This window comes from Stenotrophomonas sp. FR024 (genome assembly GCF_047500745.2).
Lineage (GTDB): Bacteria > Pseudomonadota > Gammaproteobacteria > Xanthomonadales > Xanthomonadaceae > Stenotrophomonas > Stenotrophomonas maltophilia_A.
This window is the reverse complement of the sequence record NZ_JAXAXM020000008.1, coordinates 50,612-70,320: the sequence shown is the minus strand read 5'-3', so window position 1 is coordinate 70,320 and position 19,709 is coordinate 50,612. Positions and strand designations below refer to the sequence as shown.

Below are 19,709 nucleotides of genomic sequence, written 5' to 3'. Positions count from 1 at the left end.
CGGTGGGTGCCGACCGTTGGTCGGCACAGGGACGGTCATCCACGCATGGCGTGGATCTACTGCACGATGGCGACGCCGAATGGAAGACGAGTAACCCGAAGACCTGCTGTTGCCGCCAACGCATCCAGCGCCTGCTCCGGGCGATCGATGCGCAATGCTGCACTGACGGCCGGCAGCTGCGACAGATCGCCACGCACGAAGGTCGGGCCAGCGCGATAGCGCCCGACCCATTGCACGGCCTCGGCGACGCTGGCCTGCTCCAGCAGCAGTTCACCCTGCCGCCACGCGCCCACACTGTCGGCCGCCACATCCTGCAGACGCGTCACGCCACTGCGCTCGCCATAGACCGCGCGCTGTCCCACCTGCAGGTAGGTCCAGCCACCGTCGGCCGGGCTGGCCACGCGCACCCTGCCCTGTCCGACCTGGGTTTCCACCTGATCGTTGTCGCGTGCGACGGAGAACGCGGTCGAGATGTCCTCGACCACGCCATTGCCCGCGCGCACGCTGAAACGCCGCTGGGCATCCGGGCTGACCTCGAACCAGGCGCGCCCGCGCAGCAGCTCGATCCGGCGTGCATCGGCATCAAACCGCACGGCGATCGCGCTGTCCGCATCCAGCACGGCGCGACTGCCATCGGGCAGTTGCACGTTCTGCACGACATGCGTACTGCGATGGTCGGCCTGCAGCCGCAACCAGGCCTCCGGCCATGCCACCAGCATCGCCAGCGCAGCTGCAGCGGCCATTGCCCAGCGCAGCCGCCGCGGGCGCCGGCGTTCGGCGGGCCGGGCCTGCGGGCGTGGTCCGACGCTGCGCCACAGCGCGCGCTCGTGCTCGAAGGCCCGACGGTGCCCCGGCTGTGCCAGCCAGCGTTCGAACTCATGCATGCGCCCCTCGCCGATGTCACCCGAGGCCAGCCACGCGATCCAGCCCCGGGCCTGTTCGGCCAGGGCATCGTCATTGGCGGCGGGCAGCGTGTTCGGCGGGCTCATCGGCTGGCGGACAGGCGCATTCAAGCGCGGGCGGAGGAACTAGACCGCATCCACGGTCCAGTGATCAAGACGTTTCAGCGAGGGCCAGCCCCAAGCCGGGGCGATCATCGGCCGCTGCGCGCCCAGGCCAGGCGTTGCAGCGCGGTGCGCACATGGTTCTCGACGGTAGTCACCGACACACCCAGACGGCGTGCGATCTCGGCCTGGGTCAGGCCCTGCAGGCGGTTGAGCCGGAAGATGGTGCGGGTCGGCTCCGGCAGGTGTCCCGCCGCGTCGAGCACCCGCTGCAGCTCGTCCTGTGCCATCGCCTGCTCCTCGGTCGAGATCACCTCGTCCGGCCCCCACAGGTAGTGGTCGGCCAGCAGACGGTTGCGCCGGGTCGATTCGCGGCCATGGTCGGTGGCCAGGTTGGCGGCCAGCCGGTACAGATAGGCTCGCGGGTTGTCGATGGCCTGGCTGTCGTCGACCCCGCGCGCCTTGAACCACACCGCCTGGATCACGTCTTCGGCGCCGTTGTCGCCCCCCAGGATGCGTTGCACCCGGCGCAGCAGCGCGGGCCGCTCGCGGATCAGCAGTTCGGTGAGGGAGGCGGCATTGGAGGACATGCGCGGAACCGGGACGACAGACGGAAGGCGCCGCGCATGCTACTCCGTTAATGAGAATCAGTCACGTTCGCATCAATGGATGCACCCGGTCAGCCCGTCATAGACGCTCTGCCAGGTCCCCGGCAGCGGGTCATGCAGTGGATTGCGCGCGGCGAGCGCGGCATGGAAGGCTTCCACCGGGGTTCCCGCCACCAGCGGCAGGCGGCACAACCAGGTCGGTTGCCGGGCCACGATCGCGCCATCGTTGCGGGACACCTCCAGATCGCTGGCGGCGAATGCCCACAGGCATTCATGCACGGTTCCCCGCACCGCATCCACCGAACAGCGCAGGCGCAGGGCGCGGATATCGCTGTATTCGCCCTCGCAGAAGGTGTCGCCACAGATGGCATCGAAGCCATGCTGCAAACGGCCTTCCAGGGCAAAGAAGCGGTCCCAGTTGGCCTCCTGATGCGGGTAGTCGATCAGGTCGACATAAGGGGACGCCTGGGCCAAAGGCGCAACCAGCAGCATGCAGGTCAGGCCAAACGGCAGGGCAGACACGTTCATGGGCAGACTCCTTGGGAAGGTTGGACCAGCCTGCGCTCCCATGCCGGCCGCCCCCATCAGCCAATACCGGCCTGCCGGGTAGGCCCCCGCCCCACAGCGCCGTCGGCCCCTCCCTCTGCACAGCGCCCGGCAAAGGCATAAAATGGGGGGCTATCCGTCTATATCCCCCACCTGGAGCACGACCATGGGTCTGGAACTCGTCTCGCCCGGCAAGAACCCGCCGGAAGAAATCAACGTCATCATCGAGATCCCGAAGGACTCGGAGCCGGTGAAGTACGAAGTGGACAAGGAAACCGGCGCGATCTTCGTCGACCGTATCCTGTCCACCCCGATGCGCTACCCCTGCAACTACGGCTACGTGCCGAGCACCCTGTGCGGCGACGGCGATCCGGCCGACGTGCTGGTGGTGCTGCCGCTGCCGCTGGTGCCGGGCTCGGTCGTGCGCTGCCGTCCGGTCGGCGTGCTGAAGATGAGCGATGAGGCGGGCAGCGACGAGAAGATCCTGGCCGTGCCGGTGTCGAAGATCTTCAGTGGCTATGCCCACGTCGAAGACATCGCCCAGGTGTCCAGCCACTGGCTGGAGCGCATCGGCCACTTCTTCGAGCACTACAAGGACCTGGAGAAGGGCAAGTGGGTCAAGCTCGACGGCTGGGGCGGCGCCGCTGAGGCCAAGCAGATCCTGATCGAGGCGCACCAGCGCCATCTCGACAGCAAGGCCTGAGCCTGAACCGGATCGCTCCGGCGGCACCCCGCCGGAGCGATGCGGGTCACGTTTCATGACGACGGCACATCACACGTGCCGCCGTATTAGGTAAATTGCGTCACTTCACACGTCGTCGACATCCATCGTCGAGACAGCCAGGGGAATGTGTCGTGCGTATTCTGCTTGTTGGGGATGCAGCCAGCCTGCCGGCCGAGCTGACCGAATTCATTGCCGATCTTGGGGAAGACTGGCAGCCGCTGACCGCCACCGATGGCCAGACCGCGATGACTGCGGTGGCCACGCAGGGCGTGGATGCGGTGATCGTCTGCCCGCAGCTGCCGGATCTCAATGCCACCACGCTGCTGGGCCAGATCCGGACCTTGCGCCCGGAAACCATCCGCATCGCGCTGATCGATGCCCAGCACGGCAACCGGCCGCCGCCGGCACGCCTGATCGGTGTCGCTCACCGTTTCCTGCCGTTGCCACTGGCACCGGAAGTGCTGCTGGAAGCGCTGACCAGCCTGGAAGAGCTGCGCGAAGTACTGGACAGCCCACGCCTGCGCGATGCCATCGGCCGTATCGAGAAGCTGCCCTCGCCGCCGCACCTGTACCTGAGCCTGACCCAGGCGCTGGAGCATGACGACGACGCCGACAGCGCCGACGTCGCCAAGCTGGTGGCGGCCGACCCGGCCATTGCCGCGAAGGTGCTGCAGCTGTCGAACTCGGCGTTCTTCAGCCAGGGACGCACCATCGCTGACCTGCGCACGGCCGTGACCCGCCTGGGCCTGTCGACGCTGCGCGACCTGGTGCTGGCCAGCGAGGTGTTTTCCGCACCCACGCTGTCCACCGCCGAACGCAATTCGCTGCAGCAGCGCGCCCTGCTCGCCTCGCGCCTGGCCGCGCGCCTGCTGCCCGAATCCAGTGCCGAACTGGGCGCGACCGCCGCTCTGCTGGCCGACATCGGCCTGCTGCTGCCCGGCGTACGCAACGAGCGCAGCGAACCGTCGCTGGCCGGTGACACCCGCCCCGGCCATGCCGAGGCCGGCGCCTACCTGCTGGGCCTGTGGGGCCTGCCGATGCCGATCATCGAAGCGGTTGCCTTCCACCTGCAGCCGCAGCGCGCCAATACGCGCAGCTTCTGGGTGACCGGTGCGGTGCATGTGGCGCTGGCGCTGGTCAACGGCGATCCGGTGGATGAGGACTACCTGCAGCGCGCAGGTGTACTCAACAGGCTGCCGCAGTGGCGCGAGCATGCCAATGCGTTGATGGGACTGGTACCCAGCGAGGCCTGAGCTGTCAACGCAGGAACAACCTCGAAGGCGCGCCCAAAGGCGCGCCTTTTTTTTGCATCAGCGCGCGCCGCAGGCGTCCTGCACGCAGTGGCGATACTGCAGATCGCACATGACCTTCGAATTGCCTGCAGCCAGGCATTGCTGGCGCAGCTCTTCGCAGTACAGCCCGCCCCCACAGACGCCACCGGTCTGGGCGAACACCGCACCCACCAATGTTGCATAGATCAGTGCAGCAGCAGACAGTTTGTGCAACAGCGTGCTCTTCATCGCTCTCTCCATGTGCAAGTGTCCGCAAGTGGACCCAGCAACTGTGTTGATTACGACACGACAGGAACGTGACTCTGCTCACCTTCCACGACATTTCGGAATTCCCCTACAAAAAAAGAGGGCGGACCTTGCGGTCCGCCCTCCCGGTATTGCTATCGCACTTCGAACGATCAGAAGCGCTGGGTGTACTTCATGTACAGGAAGCGACCGACGTCGAAGCCACCGTAGTAGGCGAAGCTCGAGTTCGGCGCCGAGTACTGCAGCGCACCGCGGTGATCGAACACGTTGTTCGCACCCAGGGCGATGGTGGCATCCCACGGAGCCTTCCAGCTGACCTGCACGTCGTGGAAGGTGTTGGAGCCGGTGTGGCGCAGCGGATCCGGCTCACCATTGGCGTAGTGGTTCGGGGCGTCGCACCATGCGTCGTCAATGCAGCTTTCCTTCATGCCCGAGTAGTAACGAGCAGTCCAGTTGACACCGAAGTCACCCAGCTCCCAGTTCACGCCCAGGTTCGAACGGACGCGGAACAGGCCCGGCTCACCAACGCGACCGATGGTGATGTTCTCACCCTTCTTGTTCTGGCCGGCTTCGTCGTACTTGGCCAGGTAGCTGGTCTGCCAGTCGATGCTGAACTTGCCGATCGACAGTTCCGGCAGGCGGTACTTGACACCCAGGTCGTAGCCTTCGGTCTCCATCGAGCCGAGGTTGGCCAGGCCGTAGGTCAGCGCCTCGATATGGCCATCGGCGGCACGGGTGACGCCTTCGCAGCGAGCTGCGTTGCCCAGCACGTAGCAGTCACGCAGGATGCGATCAACGCTGTCAGCGATGATCATGTTCTTCAGCTCGTAGCGGTACCAGTCGAGCGAGATGTCCAGGCCCTGCACCCAACGCGGGCTCCAGACCAGGCCAACCGTCTTGCTCTTGGAGGTTTCCGGCTTCAGAGCCGAATTCGAACCGCTGACGAACTGGTCCGGGGTCGCGCACGGGAAGGTGCTGCAAGGCGCGAAGCCCTGGCCGACCTGCACGTAGTTGGCCGGCACGCCAGCCCCGGCGCAGGCAGCATTGCCAGCGACGTTGCCCGGCGAGGTCGAACCGCACGGATCGGTGTAACGCTCGAAGCTCGAGTTGGTGCCGCCGTACAGATCGTCGACGGTCGGCGCGCGGAAGCCTTCTGCGTAGGTACCGCGGACCAGCAGCTCTTCGATCGGGCGCCACACCAGGCCGAACTTCGAGTTGATCGTGTCACCGAAGTTGCTGTAGTCGGAGTAGCGGCTGGCGACGTTGAAGGTCAGTTCCTTGGCAAACGGCAGGTCCGACAGGATCGGCACGTTCAGTTCCAGGTAGAACTCATCCAGCGAGTAGTTGCCCGAGGTGGTGGTCGACGCCAGGCCGGTCGACTGGCCCGACTGACGGAAGGCGTCCGGCACGAAGCGGCCTTCTTCCTTGCGGTGCTCGTAGCCCATGGCCACGCCCAGGTCACCGGCCGGCAGCTCGAACAGCGAACCGGACAGGTTGGCGGTGTAGCTGGTGGTCTTGGTCACACCGGTGTCGGTGTAGGTCGGGAACAGGAAGTTCTGCAGATCACGGTCGGCAAGCGAGCCCTGGCCGTTGACGCCATACGGCAGCAGCGGGTTCCACGGACGGCACTGGCTCAGCGGGATCGGGTTGGCGGCGGTGCCGCACTGGGCAACACCCTGGCCGTTGATGAACGACTTGCCAAGTGCCTGCTCGGATGCGATCAGGCTCATGTCGCCGTAGCCGGTCTTGGTCAGCTCATTGCGGTTCCACAGCGCACCGACGTCCCAATCCCAGGTCTTGCCGGCGAATTCGAAGAAGCCGCTCAGGCTCGGCGCAAAGCGCAGGGTCTTGAGGTCGCTCTTGGTGGTACGCGGCACTTCCCACAGGCGGCGACGGAACTCGACGTCCTGACCGATCGGGTTGAACGCGCTGTCCTTCGACAGCGGGGTACCGAACGACAGCGACTGGTACGGGTAACCCGCGATCTGCTGGTCGGTGGTGCGCTGGTTGTACAGCACGTCAGCATTGAAGGTGATCGAGTCGGCCAGATCATAGCTGCCGTTGACGTACACGGACTTACGCTCGATGCCGGTCTGCACCATCATCTGCTGGTTGGCATTGGAGTACTCGGCCGGGGTCAGCTGGTGGTAGTCGGCCGCATTCTTCGGGTCACCGCCCGGATTCAGGGTCATCCACTCCGGCTGCGGCTGGCCTGCAGCGCGCGGCTTGCAGTCGCCCCACACGCGCGGGTCGCACCAGGTGCTGTTCTGGCTCAGCGGGCTCCAATCACCGGAGGTGGTGTTCGGGCCCAGGCCGCCGTCGCGGCTGAACCAACGATCCTTCGCCCACACCGGATCCTGCTTGGAGTATTCGGCCGACAGGGTCACGCCGCCACGCTCGCCTTCGGAGCCGAGGGTGAACGAGTAGGTGTTGGTGTCGCCGTCGCCGCGGCCGTACTGGCCGACGTAGACGCTGGCTTCAGCACCGTCGAAGCGCTTGCGGGTGATCACATTGACCACGCCAGCGATGGCGTCCGAACCGTAGATGGCGGAGGCGCCATCCTTCAGCACTTCGATGCGCTCGACGGCGGCCATCGGAATCTGGCTCAGATCCTGGTAGCCGGCAGTGGTCGCGCCCAGGCGCTTGCCGTTCATCAGCACCAGGGTGCGCTGCGCGCCCAGGTTGCGCAGGTCGACGTAGTAGCCGCCAACGTTTTCGCCGGAGGACAGCGAGTCCGCACGGGAAATGGCCGGCGAACCTGCCGAGGTCAGGTTCTGCAGGACATCGGCGACGGTGGTGTAGCCCTGCTTTTCCAGGTTCTCACGGCTCAGGGTGAGGACCGGCTGCTGGGTCTCCATCGAGGCGCCGCGGATGCGCGAGCCCGTGATTTCGATGCGATCCAGGGTGGTCGCATCCTTTGCTTCCTGTGCAGAAGCAAAGGCGGGCGTCAGCGCCAACGCAATGCCAGCCGGCAGAAGGCCCAGCCGCACTGCGGGATTACGAACGTTCATCTATCTCTCCAAGGTACGTGTTAGCAGCGTGTTAAAACACCCCAGCACGTTACGATTGCGTTGCAGCGCTGTATTTGCGCGAACCAACCGGAGACTTTGCAGATTGTGGCGGCAGCAAGCCGCCGTTCTCCCTGAAGCGCGATGCGGACTGGCCGTAGCGGGCGCGGAACGCACGCGCGAAGCTGCAGCAGTTGTCGAAGCCACTGGCTGCAGCAACTTCGCCGACCATCATGTCAGTGTCACGCAGCAGGTCGGCAGCGCGTTCAAGGCGCAGCCGCGCCGAAAGCGACTGCGGGCTTTCCTCGTACAGGCTCTGGAAGGTCTTGGAGAGATACCAGCTGGAGAAGTTGGTCAGCTCGGCCAGTTCTCCGACGCGCACCACGCGGTGGCTGTTGCCTTCCAGGTACAGGCGGGCGCGCTGCATGCGGCCGAACACCTGGCGCTTGCGGCTGCGCGAGCGCCCCGGGCAACGCTGCACGTTGTCGGCCAGCCCACGCTGCAGGCCTGCCAGGTGCAGCAGCAGCGGGCGCAGTGCCTGTGCCGGCTGGCCACTGGCAAGCGCATCGCGCCACAGGCGCAGCGCAACGCGGGCATCGCCACGGTTCATGCGGCCACGCCCGGCATACAGACCGCAATCGGCCATCTCGGCCAGCACGCGCAGCGCTTCGACCGTCAGGTTCAGGCCAACGCACAAGCCGTTGCGACCGGCCTGCACCAGCGGCCGCGACTCCTTCTCGAAGGCGATCCACTCGCCCTGGCGCAAGCGGAAGCGTCCTTCCTTGGCTTCCACCCAGGAGCTGCCGCGCACCTGCATCCACACAGTGAAGCTGCTGCCTGCGGTCTGCAGGCTGCCGAGCCGGGCCACGCCCAGGCAGGTCGGCGCAGCATCGTCGAGCGACCGGTCCAGAGAGACGGTTTGGCCGCGATCGGCCAGCGAGAGTTGACGCATGGGGGCACCACGGATTTGCCTAGTACAGGCCTCCGTTTTGCCAAATCAGGCGGCACCACGTCAGGAAAGTCAGACGAGATCGCCACGAATTCGCGGCGAGGTCGCCACGAAGAAATTACGAAGGCCCATTTCCGTTGAACAACAACAACTTGGAGAACGCCGGAAGCAGCGTCGGCGAGCGCTCGGGCAAACGCATCACACCGATGTCGGCACCGTCGCTGACCGCCATTGCCACGAACAGGGTGCGCCCATCGGCGCCGGCACTCAGCCCGTTGCCGGCACTGAGGCGTTCCGCATCCAGGCAGCGTTCCGGTTCCTCGCGCCCGGCCTGGATCAGCACCAGTGTCGTACCGCAGCGGGTGGACGTACCGAGATAGCCGATCGCACTGTTGCCGGCCACGGTCCAGGCCCGGTACCGCCACCGGCTGGGCTGGTCATCGCTGATCTGCTGCACGCTGCCTGGCGCCAGCGCCGCATCCACCGACCACAGGCCACCTGCCGCCAGGCGGGTGAACAGCACACGCCCGCTGCTGCGATCGAACCGCGCCTGAGACACGCCCTCGATGCTGGCAAGGCGGCGCCAAGGCTGCACGCTTCGATCAAACAGGCTCAGCCGGGTCTGTTGCTGGTCATCGCGCTCGACTACCAGCAGCTGATCCGGGTTTGCGCCGTACAGTGCCTGCAGCGGCTGCTCCGACGGTACCGGCAACGGCTGGACGCGTTCGTCACGCGGGGCGATCTCATAGACCACCGTGCGTCCGTGTTCGTCGCGCCCGACCACCAGCAACCGCCGGCTGTCGGCCGACCAGTCCGGTGCCTGACGTGCCTCCGGCCGCAATCCTTCGATAGGCCGCAGCGAATCGGGGCGCTCCATGTCCGCCCACCACAGCGCGAAGCTGCCTGAACGATCGGACGTGAACACCAGTTGGCGTCCATCCGGCGCCGCCATCGGCTGCCCATCCCGGCCGCTGGACGCAAACAAGCGCTGCGGGGGTGAACCGCCCTCCATCGGCACCTTGAAGATGCCGAACTGCGCGCGGCGGTGAACGAAGGCCAGCATGCCCGCGCGGCGCGCCGTCGCCGGCCATTGTGCGTCGTCGAGCCCGGCGTCGCGCAGCGTGCGGCTCTCGACGTCCAGGTAGTACAGGCGCACCTCACTGTCGACACGGCGTCCAAACACGATCGTCCGGCCATCACGCAACCAGGCCCAGCCACGCAGTTCAGCGGCCTCGTTGGTCAGCTGCTCGGGCGTGCCACCTGCGGCCGGCATGCGCCACAGGTCGCCCAGCTGCGGATTGCGCACGAATACCAGCCACTTGCCATCAGGCGAGTAGCGCGGCGCATAGTCGAAGTCATCCTCGGCGACACCGTAGTCCAGCGCCTCCCATTGGCCACTGGCCAGATCAAGCTTGCGGATGCCGCGATGGGCATAGCGCCCCACCATGCTGCCGAACACCAGGCCACGGCCGTCCGGCGTCCAGTCGAAACTGAGCAGCTCGGTGCCATCGCACCGTGTGGCCTGGCGCAGGGCACCACCGGTCGCGCTGGCGATCAGCACCTGGCAACCGCCGTTGTTGCTGAACCGCGCGAAGGCGATCTCGCGTCCATCCGGCGACCAGCTCGGGAAGCGATCGACCGAGCCGGCCGGCGGAGCCAGCAGCTGCCGCGCAGGCGCGTTGCCGGAGGTCTGCACCTTGATCGCGCCACCGCCCTGCCCGTCTTCGTTGGCGCCCTCATAGGCCACCAATGAACCATCGGGTGAAAGCGTGGGATAGGTTTCAAAGCCGCTGGTCGCGGTGATCAACCGATAGGGACGCTGCGGGCTGCCGATCACGCGCGTGCCGTTCTCCACGGCCGCGTCCACAGCTGAACTGCTGGCCGGTGCCCGCCGCAGCAGCAGCGCGGTCAGCACCACCACCGTGGCCAGCATCAGCACGCCCAGCACCAGCAGTACGCGCCGGCGGACGTGGCGCCAGCGGCGGCGCGATGCCTGCACGTGTGGCGGCATCATCTCGGCGATGGCCATCGCCGGTTGCATGTCCACGATTTCGTCATCGGCTCCCGCGGGCGGCGCCGGCTCGACATCGTCCAGTACCTGCACCGGCACCAGCAGGCGATAGCCGGTCTTGGCGATGGTCTCGATATAGGCCTGGCCGTTGTCGTCGTCGTTGCTGAACGCCTTGCGCAGCTGGGTGACGGCCTGGGTAAGCACATCATTGGTCGGCAGCGTGTCCGGCCAGACTTCCGCGAACAGTTCATCGCGGGTGACAACACGCCCCGGCTGGCGCAGCAGCACACGCAGCACGCCCAGCGCCTTCGGCGTCAGCCGACGCGGGCGACGCGCACCCACGACCTCGACTTCGCGCGAGGACAGAGTGACAGTGCACTCTCCTATCCGGATCCGATCAAATCCGGGGGGCTGGTTTTCACTGCTGTTCATTTTCCGCTACACAGTAGAGACAGGTCCGGGGCAGCGTTTGCCTTCGATACCCTTCCGTCCTGGGAACAGCAAAAAGCCAGACTCCGCACAAAGCATCGGCGCATACCGCAAAAACAATGAAGCGGGCGAATACTAGCCTATGCGGGTTACCTCGCCTATCGCGTGGTCGACATCCAGGCTCTCTCTCGCCGACGAATTCACATAATCTGCAGCACCATTCGCGCCCTTCGGGGCGCGAAATTTTTATCTGGCGTTCATTTTCACATGCGCCGCAGCATGGTCAATCCAACCAGTCGCGAAACCACCAAAGCTACGTACATCACGCCTGAAAACTGCTCCAGCATGACCAAGGCGCGCGCCTGCGGATGCAGTGGCACAACGTCGCTCAAGCCAACACCCGAGAGCAAACTGAAGCTCAGATAAAGAAGCTCCATCCAGGTGCGCTGCGCGCCGCCACCGGTGCCCTGGAAACTGCCCGGATACCATTGCTGGCACACAGCGAAAGCAAACGCGAAGGCCCACGCCAGCAACGTGAATGTCGCACCTGCTGCGAACAGTTCATCGCGGGTGACTTTATGGTCCTGGAGCATGTAGGCGATGAGCGCACCGGCCGTATAGAAGTACAGCAGGCTTTCCAGCAGTTGCGCGGTGGTCAGCAGCGCACTGCGATCCAGCAGTGCGCCGGCCAGCGAGAACACCACCGAAGGAATGGCCAGCAGCAGTGCCAGCCAGGTGCCCAGCGGACTGCGCTGGACCACCCACAGCGCCAGGCCGAGTACCGCCATGCCGAACATGCCCAGTGCCGCACGGCCGCCGGCGGTGTCATCAAGTGCGGGATACAGCAGCACCGCGATCAACTGGGCACCCAGCAGCCAGGCCGAAGGATGGCGGCGGGCAATGGCCAGCCAGCGGGTGGTGATGGCAACGGGCATGGCGTCCTTCCCCAGGGTGATGGGCGGAGGATAGCCGGGAGCGACGTGATGAGCGGTAGTGCCGGCCACTGGCCGGCACTCTCCCCGGTCCCACGCACGACGGAATGCCGGCCAGCGGCCGGCACTACCCGTTACACGTCAGCCCTGGTGATAGACCTCGGCGCCGGCCGCGCGGAACTCTTCCGACTTCTCCTTCATGCCGGCCTCGGCGTAGTCGCGCACGTCCTGGGTGATCTTCATCGAGCAGAAGTGCGGGCCGCACATCGAGCAGAAGTGCGCCAGCTTGTGCGCATCCTTCGGCAGGGTCTCATCATGGAATTCCTTGGCCTTCTCCGGGTCCAGCCCGAGATGGAACTGGTCTTCCCAGCGGAACTCGAAGCGCGCCTTGCTCAGCGCGTTGTCGCGCACCTGCGCGCCGGGGTGTCCCTTGGCCAGGTCCGCCGCATGCGCGGCGATACGGTAGGCCATGATGCCGTCGCGCACGTCCTGGCGATTGGGCAGGCCGAGGTGTTCCTTCGGCGTCACGTAGCAGAGCATGGCCGTACCAAACCAGCCGATCATTGCCGCACCGATCGCGCTGGTGATGTGGTCGTAGCCCGGTGCGATGTCGGTGGTCAGAGGGCCCAGCGTATAGAACGGCGCCTCGCCACACTCGCGCAGCTGCTTGTCCATGTTCTCCTTGATCAGCTGCATCGGCACGTGGCCGGGGCCTTCGATCATGGTCTGCACGTCGTGCTTCCAGGCGATCTTCGTCAGTTCGCCCAGCGTCTCCAGCTCACCGAACTGCGCCGCGTCGTTGGCATCTGCGATGCAGCCCGGGCGCAGGCCGTCACCCAGCGAGAAGGTCACGTCATAGGCCTTCATGATCTCGCAGATCTCTTCGAAATGCGTGTAGAGGAAATTCTCCTTGTGGTGCGCCAGGCACCACTTGGCCATGATCGAGCCACCACGGCTGACGATGCCGGTGACCCGCTTGGCGGTGAGCGGCACATAGCGCAGCAGCACGCCGGCGTGGATGGTGAAGTAGTCCACGCCCTGCTCGGCCTGCTCGATCAGTGTGTCGCGGAAGATCTCCCAGGTGAGTGCTTCGGCGCGGCCATCGACCTTCTCAAGCGCCTGGTAAATCGGCACGGTACCGATCGCCACCGGCGAGTTGCGGATGATCCACTCGCGGGTCTCGTGGATGTGCTTGCCGGTGGACAGGTCCATCACCGTGTCACCGCCCCAGCGGATCGCCCACACCAGCTTCTCCACCTCCTCGGCAATGCCCGAGGAAACAGCGCTGTTGCCGATGTTGGCGTTGATCTTGGTCAGGAAATTGCGGCCGATGATCATCGGCTCGCTTTCCGGATGGTTGATGTTGTTGGGCAGCACCGCACGGCCGCGGGCGATTTCGTCGCGCACGAACTCCGGGGTGATGATCTTCTGGATCGAAGCGCCGAACGCCTCGCCCGGGTGCTGCTGCAGCAGGCCGGCATCGCGGATCGCGTCCAGCCGCTGGTTCTCGCGGATGGCGACGAATTCCATTTCCGGCGTGATGATGCCGCGGCGCGCGTAGTGCATCTGGGTGACGTTGGCACCTGCACGCGCACGGCGTGGCAGGCTGCGCGCGGGGAAGCGCACCGCATCGAGCTTCGGGTCATGCTCGCGATCGCGACCGAACGAAGAACTCAGTCCTTCCAGCCGCTCGGTATCACCGCGTTCTTCCACCCAGCCGCGACGCAGTGCCGGCAAACCAGCGGACAGATCGATGCGCACCTCCGGATCGGTGTACGGGCCCGACGTGTCGTAAACGGTCACCGGTGCATTCTCTTCGCCGCCGAACAAGGTCGGCGTGCGGGTCAGCGCGATCTCGCGCATCGGCACCTGCAGATCCGGGCGTGAACCGGGCACGTGGATCTTGCGCGAGCCGGGAATGGGCCGGGTCACGGATTCGGAGAGTTGCTGGGCCTGTTGCTGCAGGGCGGAGAGCTGTGCGTTCATCGGGCATCGTCCAGGAAGGTCAGGGACGAAGCGGCGGCGCACTGCTGCCGCGCCAGGACGGTCCTTGGGCGGAGTCCGGGCATGGCTGCACTGCAAAGCTTCCCTACGCCGGTATGAGCCGGATCAGGTTCCAAGGGACTGTCTCAACCGTGGCCACATGGCCGCGGTACCCCCGCTTCTTGGTGTGCATTAGAGCATAGAACGCACTGCAGCTCCTGGTGGTTCCATCCACGCACGGCGTGGATCTGCTGTTTCTGTATTAACAGAACCGTGACATCGCATTCAGTAACGTGCACGCGCATCGTGCCGCTGCGGCCGGTGTTTCCCCGCCGCCTCCGCGGCCCCTGCCCGGTCTGTGCTGCATGTCGCCGGCCCCTCGCAGCAAGCTCTGCTCGCTCCCCTCAATCCCTTGATCGGAGAAGCTCCTTCATGGTGTTTCGCGTTTCCATCGCACTGGTTCTGCTTCTGGTGCTGCTTGCCGGTGTTGCACCCGGCCCCTTCAATACCGTGGTGCAGTCGGTACTGGCCGATGTCATCCGCAGTGTCGGCTGGCTCTATCTTCTGGTCGTGTTCCTGGCGCTGACTTTCCTGATGTACCTGGCATTCGGTCGCTTCGGCAACCTGCGCATCGGCGGTGAAGATGCCGAGCCGGAGTTCTCGCGCGCCAGCTGGATGTCGATGCTGTTCGCCGCCGGCATGGGCATCGGCCTGGTGTTCTGGGGCGCCGCCGAGCCGATTTCCCACTTCACCAAGCCTCCAGAAGGCCTCGCACCGCAGAGCATGGACGCGGCGCGGGCTTCGATGCGCTATGCATTCTTCCATTGGGGTCTGCATCCATGGGCAATCTACGCGCTGATCGGCCTGGCGATGGCCTGGTTCCAGTTCAACCGCAATGGCCGTGGACTGGTCAGTGACATGCTGCAACCGATCATCGGCCGGCACCATCGCGGCTGGATCGGACGCGTGGTCAACATCGCCGCGGTTGTTGCCACTGCCATTGGCGTGGCCACCACGCTGGGGTTCGGTACCATCCAGATCGCTGCCGGCATGGAACGCGTGTTCGGCCTGCACGCGGGTGTGCCACTGCAGCTGACCATCATCGCCATCGCGTTCGTGCTGTACATGGCGTCCACCGCCAGCGGAGTCGAGCGCGGGGTGAAGTGGCTGTCCAACTTCAACCTTGCGCTGGCCGCGCTTCTTGCGGCCACCGTACTGGTGCTGGGTCCGACCGGATTCATCTTCGATACGTTCACCACCACACTGGGGTCGTACCTCAACCAGCTGGTGACGATGAGCCTGCGCATGTCGCCGTTCTCGGGCAGCACATGGGTGGCGGACTGGACCATCTTCTACTGGGCGTGGTGGATTTCCTGGGCCCCGTTCGTCGGCTCGTTCATCGCGCGCATCTCGCGTGGGCGCAGCGTCCGCGAGTTCGTCATCGGCGTCGTGCTGGCACCCACGGTGCTGGGCTTCTTCTGGTTCGCGGTGTTTGGTGGTACTGCGCTGTGGGCGCAGATCTTCGGCCACGCCGACCTGGTGCAGGCGCTGGGCAATGGCTATGAAACGGTGCTGTTCACCCTGTTTGACAGCATGCCGCTGCCCTTGCTGCTTTCCTGCATCGCACTGGTGCTGCTGATGATCTTCTTCGTGACATCAGCCGATTCGGCGGTGCTGGTACTGGCCAGCATGTCCACTGACGAGGCAGGCGATCCGCCGTTGAAGCGCAAGCTGGCCTGGGGCATCGCGGTGGCGCTGATTGCAGCGGCGTTGCTGCTGGCCGGTGGCCTGGATGCACTGCAGGGCATGATCACGATTGCGGCGTTGCCATTCGCGCTGCTGATGGTGCTGGTGATGGTGTCGCTGTACCGGGTGCTGGACCAGGAGTACACGCGCGAGCGGCGGCAGGCGCAGCGCCAGCGGCACATGATCGATGCGTGGATCGCGCGCGAGATGGCGGCGCAGGAGGAGACCCAGGCGGAGGCGGCGCGCGCGCACGATCAGGATTGAGGGGGTTTTGCAGCCTGCGGCTGCACCGCTTTTTCAAGCAAGTGCAAATTCAAAAGCCAGGGCAGCTCTGGGTTTCTGCTGGTTGGGCGGGGCGGTGTGGGTAGGCAGGACACGCCGTAAACCCGTCCCTGGGGGCTCGATGGCGCCATCCATGGCGCCAACGGTCCTGCCCACCCACACCGCCCCACCCCCGACAGGTTACGTGTGACGGTTGGTCCATCCACGCCATGCGTGGATGATGTGTATCGGAAAACAAGAAGGGGTCGGATTCGTTTTCCTCCGGAAAATGGATCCGCCCCCAACCCACGGCACGCGGCTGTTGCCATTGCCTTTGCTCTTGATCTTCTTTTTTCTTTTCCTGCGGTGATGGACACGGAAACTGTCAGGGGCCGGGCGGGTGGGCTGGGCGGGGGTGTCCGCGGCATGGATGCCGCGGCCAAGCCTCCAGGGACGGATTCACGGCGTCCCCCGACCAGCCCACCCGCCCGGTCAAGCCAAGCATCGCTGAACCATCACCGCGGAGGGGGCTGCGCCCGGTGGCCGGGAAACCTCAATACCCCGCCGCCTGCCCATCCTTTCGACTCTCAGACGCACCGTAGTAAACGCCGGATTCCGGATCACGCATGATCGCCTGATACCCGCCATACGGACCATCGGCGAACACGATGCGATGTCCCTTGCGCATCAACGCACGCACCGTCTCATACGGGAAGCCGGTTTCCAGATTCACCTCACCACCGTCGGTCATCGCCGTGGCCTGCCCGGTCGGTTCGGTCGAGCCTTCATGCTGGATGCGCGGTGCATCACCGGCTTCCTGCAGGTTCATGCCGAAATCCACCAGGTTCATCACGATCTGCGCGTGGCCCTGCGGCTGCATCGCGCCGCCCATCACGCCGAAGCTGGCGTACGGCTTGCCACCCTTGGTGATGAAGGCCGGAATGATGGTCTGGAACGGCCGCTTGCCCGGTGCATAGCCGTTGGGATGATTCTTCTGCAGCACGAACATCTCGCCACGATCCTGCAGGATGAAGCCCAGCCCCGGCGGCGCCATGCCGCTGCCCATGCCGCGGTAATTGGACTGGATCAGCGACACCATCATGCCGTCGGCGTCGGCCACGGTCATGTAGATGGTGTCGCCCTCTTCCAACTGCTTCGGCGTGCCCGGCTGCACTTCCTTCAGCGCCTTGTCCATCGAGATCAGCGCGCGACGTTGCGCGGCGTACTCCTTGGAGATCAGCTTCTGCACCGGCGCCGGCTGGAACGCCATGTCGGCATAGAAGCGCGCACGGTCGGCGAAGGCCAGCTTCTTCGCTTCGACAAACAGGTGCACGTGTTCCGGCGATCCGAACGGGATCTTCGAGAAGTCGTAGCCTTCCAGCACGTTGAGGATCTGCAGCGCGGCGATGCCCTGGCTGTTCGGCGGCAGCTCCCACACGTCGTAGCCACGGTAGTTGCTGCTGACCGGCTCGACCCACTCACCGTGGTGGTCGGCCATGTCCTGGTAGCTCAGGTAGCCACCGTTGGCCTTGAAGTAGTCGCCGATGGTGCGGGCGATATCGCCCTTGTAGAAGGCATCGCGGCCGCCGTCGGCGACCTTCTGCAGCGTGCTGGCCAGGTTCGGGTTCTTCCACATCTCGCCCTTGCGCGGGGCGTGGCCGTTGATCGTGAACTGTTCCTTGAAGCCCGGGTACTGCGACAGCTTGGGCACCGAGCGGTCCCAGTAGTAGGCGATCACCTCGGCCACCGGATGGCCCTCGCGGGCGTAGCGGATCGCCGGCGCCAGGTTGTCGGCCATCGGCTTGCGGCCGAAGCGGTCGTGCAGCGCGAACCAGCCGTCGACTGCGCCGGGCACGGAGACCGGCAGTGGGCCGGTAGGCGGGATGTCCTTCAGGCCACGGCGTTGGAACTCGGCCAGGGTGAGCGATTTCGGCGAGCGGCCCGAGCCGTTGTAGCCATAGAGCTTCTGCGTCTTCGGGTCCCAGACGATGGCGAACAGGTCGCCGCCGATGCCGTTGCCGGTGGGCTCCATCAGGCCGAGCGCGGCGTTGGCGGCAATCGCAGCGTCCACTGCCGAACCGCCGCCCTTCATCACGTCCAGCGCGATCTGGGTGGCCAGCGGCTGCGACGTGGCGGCCATCGCGTGCGGGGCGATCACCTCCGAACGAGTGGCGAAGGTCTGGCCGGTAATGCGGTCGGCGGCGAAGGACAGTGCAGGCATGGCGGCGAGCACGGCGGTGGCGAGCAGGGAACGGGCAAGGCGTCGGGACACGGTCGGGTTCCGATGGAAGGGTGGTGCTCCGATCTTCGCCGCTGCGGCCTTCACGCGGTATCGGGCAGAGGTCATGGGCGATGGTCTTTCGGTGGGTGCGGACCCAGGCCCGCACCCACCAAGGCGAAAACAGCCCGGATTCCGCGCAGAAACCGCTCTGAAAGGAGTGAATTCGGGTTCATCGAAACACTTTCAGCGGCAACCATCCTTGTGCCGCAAGCGATTGCGCTGGATGCGCCGGAAACCGATAGAAAATCCGTCGCGAGGGTTGACAGCGCCGAAATGGCTGTGTTTCTCTCGATCACATGTTGCATCACAACACGCCACCGCGAACACACATCGTAGCCGCCGACACCGGCGCCGCCTCGCTGCGTTCGATTCTTGTGCTCGTACTTATTACCCAACCAACAGGTGCGGGACGAGCCAGCGTGTAAGCAACAAACACACCGGAACTCTTCAAAAACCCGCACCCGCCCCGGTGCGGGTTTTTTCATTTCAGAACCTGGTTTCAGACGCAACCACCATGCACAACGCCGATCACACAACCCGGACCTGCACCACCGCGACGCCTCGTGGTGGCTGTGCCTGTGCAACGCGCGGCGCCTCCTCCACCGCTTTCCCCTGACCGGCCGGCACGTCACCTCGACGACCGGCCGTTCTTTTTTCTTCCCACCGCAAGGAACCTCCCCCATGAGCACCAACGACCTGCCCCAGACCAAGATCGCCGTCATCGGCTACGGCAGCCAGGGCCGCGCCCACGCACTGAACCTGCGCGAATCCGGCTTCGACGTGGTGGTAGGCCTGCGTCCGGGCGGCCCGACCGAAGCCAAGGCGCAGGCCGATGGCTTCACCGTGATCGCGCCCGCTGAAGCGGTGAAAGACGCCGACCTGGTCGCCGTGCTGACCCCGGACATGGTGCAGAAGAAGCTCTACAACGACGTGCTGGCGCCGAACATGAAGCAGGGCGCCTGCCTGCTGTTCGCGCATGGCCTGAACGTGCACTACGGCATGATCGAGCCGCGCGCCGACCTGGACGTGGTGCTGGTTGCGCCGAAGGGCCCGGGTGCGCTGGTGCGTCGTGAGTACGAGATCGGGCGCGGCGTACCGTGCATCTGGGCGGTCTACCAGGATGTCAGCGGCAAGGCTGCGCAGCACGCGCAGGCCTATGCGGCCGGCCTCGGCGGCGCTCGCGCCAACCTGATCCAGACCACCTTCAAGGAAGAGACCGAGACCGACCTGTTCGGCGAACAGGCGGTGCTGTGCGGTGGTGCCTCGGCGCTGGTGCAGGCCGGTTTCGAAACCCTGGTCGAAGCCGGCTACCAGCCGGAGATCGCCTATTACGAAGTGCTGCACGAACTGAAGCTGATCGTGGACCTGTTCTACGAAGGCGGCATCTCGCGCATGCTGGAGTTCATCTCCGAGACCGCGCAGTACGGCGACTACGTCAGCGGCCCGCGCGTGATCGACGCCGGCACCAAGGCACGCATGAAGGAAGTGCTGAAGGACATCCAGGACGGCACCTTCACCAAGAACTGGGTGGCCGAGTACGAAGCGGGCCTGCCGAACTACAACAGGTTCAAGCAGGCCGACCTGGAGCACCCGATCGAGAAGGTAGGCAAGGAACTGCGCGCCAAGATGGTCTGGTTGCAAGGACAGGCCGCGTAACCGCGCGGCCCTCCCCCACCCGCTTTGCAAGGT

The 19,709-nt window shown here is 65.4% G+C and carries 14 protein-coding genes and 1 riboswitch; of the genes, 4 read left to right on the top strand and 10 right to left on the bottom strand.

What is annotated here, in order from left to right; translation table 11 throughout:
• Positions 1 to 56 precede the first annotated feature (56 nt).
• The 3 genes from ACMZ91_RS10895 to ACMZ91_RS10885 form a co-directional block, all read right to left on the bottom strand.
• Positions 57 to 989 (bottom strand): FecR family protein, encoded by a 933-nt coding sequence (locus ACMZ91_RS10895; RefSeq protein WP_049461390.1) that lies wholly within the window; start codon positions 987 to 989, stop codon positions 57 to 59.
• A gap of 104 nt (positions 990 to 1,093) precedes the next feature.
• Positions 1,094 to 1,594, bottom strand: coding sequence for an RNA polymerase sigma factor (locus ACMZ91_RS10890; RefSeq protein ID WP_014038389.1), 501 nt, complete (start codon positions 1,592 to 1,594; stop codon positions 1,094 to 1,096).
• Between the two features lie 72 nt (positions 1,595 to 1,666).
• Positions 1,667 to 2,140 carry a hypothetical protein gene (locus ACMZ91_RS10885; protein ID WP_414576962.1) on the bottom strand — a complete coding sequence of 158 codons (474 nt, stop codon included), beginning with the start codon at positions 2,138 to 2,140 and terminating at the stop codon, positions 1,667 to 1,669.
• Between the two features lie 184 nt (positions 2,141 to 2,324).
• Between ACMZ91_RS10885 and ppa the strand changes: the two genes are divergently transcribed.
• Both ppa and ACMZ91_RS10875 read left to right on the top strand, forming a co-directional pair.
• On the top strand, positions 2,325 to 2,861 hold the full coding sequence (ppa, locus tag ACMZ91_RS10880) for an inorganic diphosphatase (RefSeq protein WP_005410935.1): 537 nt from the start codon (positions 2,325 to 2,327) through the stop codon (positions 2,859 to 2,861).
• A 152-nt stretch (positions 2,862 to 3,013) separates the two neighbouring features.
• Positions 3,014 to 4,135 carry an HDOD domain-containing protein gene (locus ACMZ91_RS10875; RefSeq protein WP_032128397.1) on the top strand — a complete coding sequence of 374 codons (1,122 nt, stop codon included), beginning with the start codon at positions 3,014 to 3,016 and terminating at the stop codon, positions 4,133 to 4,135.
• 57 nt (positions 4,136 to 4,192) lie between these two features.
• On the opposite strand, the gene ACMZ91_RS10870 is transcribed toward ACMZ91_RS10875, so the two are convergent.
• From ACMZ91_RS10870 to thiC, 6 genes are all read right to left on the bottom strand, one after another.
• On the bottom strand, positions 4,193 to 4,402 hold the full coding sequence (locus ACMZ91_RS10870) for a hypothetical protein (RefSeq protein WP_032128398.1): 210 nt from the start codon (positions 4,400 to 4,402) through the stop codon (positions 4,193 to 4,195).
• Positions 4,403 to 4,572: 170 nt separating this feature from the next.
• A complete protein-coding gene (locus ACMZ91_RS10865) occupies positions 4,573 to 7,431 on the bottom strand; it encodes a TonB-dependent receptor (protein ID WP_049400560.1) in 2,859 nt (952 codons plus the stop codon).
• Between the two features lie 49 nt (positions 7,432 to 7,480).
• A complete protein-coding gene (locus ACMZ91_RS10860; RefSeq protein WP_414576965.1) occupies positions 7,481 to 8,380 on the bottom strand; it encodes a helix-turn-helix transcriptional regulator in 900 nt (299 codons plus the stop codon).
• A gap of 115 nt (positions 8,381 to 8,495) precedes the next feature.
• The gene (locus tag ACMZ91_RS10855) at positions 8,496 to 10,820 is read right to left on the bottom strand and encodes a winged helix-turn-helix domain-containing protein (RefSeq protein ID WP_107431606.1); all 2,325 of its coding nucleotides are present in this window, start codon (positions 10,818 to 10,820) and stop codon (positions 8,496 to 8,498) included.
• 260 nt (positions 10,821 to 11,080) lie between these two features.
• On the bottom strand, positions 11,081 to 11,752 hold the full coding sequence (locus tag ACMZ91_RS10850) for an ion channel (RefSeq protein ID WP_032128402.1): 672 nt from the start codon (positions 11,750 to 11,752) through the stop codon (positions 11,081 to 11,083).
• Between the two features lie 138 nt (positions 11,753 to 11,890).
• Positions 11,891 to 13,735: a phosphomethylpyrimidine synthase ThiC gene (gene thiC / locus ACMZ91_RS10845; RefSeq protein WP_032128403.1), complete on the bottom strand. Its 1,845-nt coding sequence runs from the start codon at positions 13,733 to 13,735 to the stop codon at positions 11,891 to 11,893.
• 82 nt (positions 13,736 to 13,817) lie between these two features.
• Positions 13,818 to 13,919: riboswitch (TPP riboswitch) on the bottom strand.
• A 245-nt stretch (positions 13,920 to 14,164) separates the two neighbouring features.
• Between thiC and ACMZ91_RS10840 the strand changes: the two genes are divergently transcribed.
• Positions 14,165 to 15,742 carry a BCCT family transporter gene (locus tag ACMZ91_RS10840; RefSeq protein ID WP_049400562.1) on the top strand — a complete coding sequence of 526 codons (1,578 nt, stop codon included), beginning with the start codon at positions 14,165 to 14,167 and terminating at the stop codon, positions 15,740 to 15,742.
• Positions 15,743 to 16,292: 550 nt separating this feature from the next.
• Here ACMZ91_RS10840 and ggt read toward each other — a convergent pair.
• On the bottom strand, positions 16,293 to 18,011 hold the full coding sequence (ggt, locus tag ACMZ91_RS10835) for a gamma-glutamyltransferase (protein WP_495497663.1): 1,719 nt from the start codon (positions 18,009 to 18,011) through the stop codon (positions 16,293 to 16,295).
• A gap of 690 nt (positions 18,012 to 18,701) precedes the next feature.
• On the opposite strand from ggt, the gene ilvC reads away from it, so the two are divergent.
• Complete coding sequence (gene ilvC / locus ACMZ91_RS10830) at positions 18,702 to 19,676, top strand: ketol-acid reductoisomerase (protein WP_032130453.1); 975 nt, start codon at positions 18,702 to 18,704, stop codon at positions 19,674 to 19,676.
• The last annotated feature ends 33 nt before the right edge of the window (positions 19,677 to 19,709 follow it).